This window comes from Enterococcus diestrammenae (genome assembly GCF_049384045.1).
In the GTDB taxonomy this organism is placed as follows: domain Bacteria; phylum Bacillota; class Bacilli; order Lactobacillales; family Enterococcaceae; genus Enterococcus_C; species Enterococcus_C diestrammenae.
In genome coordinates this window covers 1-1,327 of sequence record NZ_JBMRGR010000041.1, presented here as the reverse complement: position 1 = coordinate 1,327, position 1,327 = coordinate 1, and the positions used below count along the sequence as shown (strand labels likewise).

General features: G+C 42.2%; 1 protein-coding gene. It reads left to right on the top strand.

Annotated features, from left to right (window positions below; genetic code table 11):
* Positions 1-497: 497 nt before the first annotated feature.
* Positions 498-1,327 (top strand): group II intron reverse transcriptase/maturase (ltrA, locus tag ACO03U_RS13710; protein ID WP_423104958.1); only part of this gene is annotated, 830 nt, incomplete at its 3' end.

Here is a 1,327-nt window from a genome sequence, read left to right as displayed (position 1 = left end):
TTTTTGTTTGCCCAGCATGGGCAAACTCTTAAGGGTTAAAGTCCCTAACGTGTCCCAGTAACGGAAAACGTATAGCTAAAGACAAGGGTGTCCATCGCGAGGTGGAATCTGAAGGAAGTCTAAAGCAAATCTCTGGTCCGACGAACAGAAATCACATAAAAGGCGACACTTGAGGGTAAGGCTGCAAAAGAAGTTGAAGCCCAATAGTTACTGACATAATCAAGTGGTGTAAATGTGGCGGATAGATGGAGAGGAAGAGTTTGTACCTTAACTGGGGAGGTCTCACGTCTCTGCACCAAACTCTTATAGTGATATAGGACTGGAACGTGAGAAGTCAGCCGAAGCCATAGTAATGAAGACGTCTATCGAAAGGTAGAAGGAGTGAAGGGCTGAACAGTTTTATTGTTAAGAATTCTCAATTGGAAGCAGGCAAAGGACTACTGGCATTGAGCGTAAAAGTAGATACCGACTTCACGAAACAGAAAGGACTAACAGACATGTATACAAAGAACTTGATGAAGGAGATATTAAGTCACGAAAATATTGAACTGGCAATTGGACAAGTGCGGAGAAATAAAGGAAAACCTGGCGTTGATGGTATGACTGTCGATGAGGTGAAAGCTTATTTTGTACGAAATGGCCTAGAGGTGAGAAAACAAATACTTCAACGACAATACAACCCCCAACCAGTTCTGAGAGTGGAAATACCAAAACCTAATGGCGGTGTACGTTTATTGGGAATACCCACGGTCGTCGACCGTGTAATCCAACAAGCAATATCTCAAGTCATCACGCCTATATTCGACGCTGAGTTTAGCCAATACAGCTATGGTTTTCGCCCTCGTAAACGAGCTGAAATGGCCATTCAGCAGGCGTTAGAATATATGAATGAAGGCTATCAATGGGTAGTGGATATTGATTTGGAGCGATTCTTTGATACCGTTCATCATGACCGCCTTATGAATCTTGTGGCTCGAACAATAGAAGATGGCGACGTCATATCGCTTATCAGAAAATATTTGGTGAGTGGGATTCGTACAGATGAAGGTGATATTGAATCAACGATGGGTACACCTCAAGGTGGGAACTTATCCCCGTTACTCAGTAACATTATGCTCAATGAGCTAGATAAAGAACTCGAGTCACGTCAATTACGTTTTGTAAGATATGCCGATGATTGTATCATACTTGTCAAAAGTGAGATGTCTGCAAGACGAGTCATGCGTAATATTGTGCGATTTATTGAGGATAAGCTAGGGCTAATTGTGAATGCCGAGAAGTCTAAGATTGTAAGACCAAATAATCCCGAGTTTAAGTTTCTAGGCTT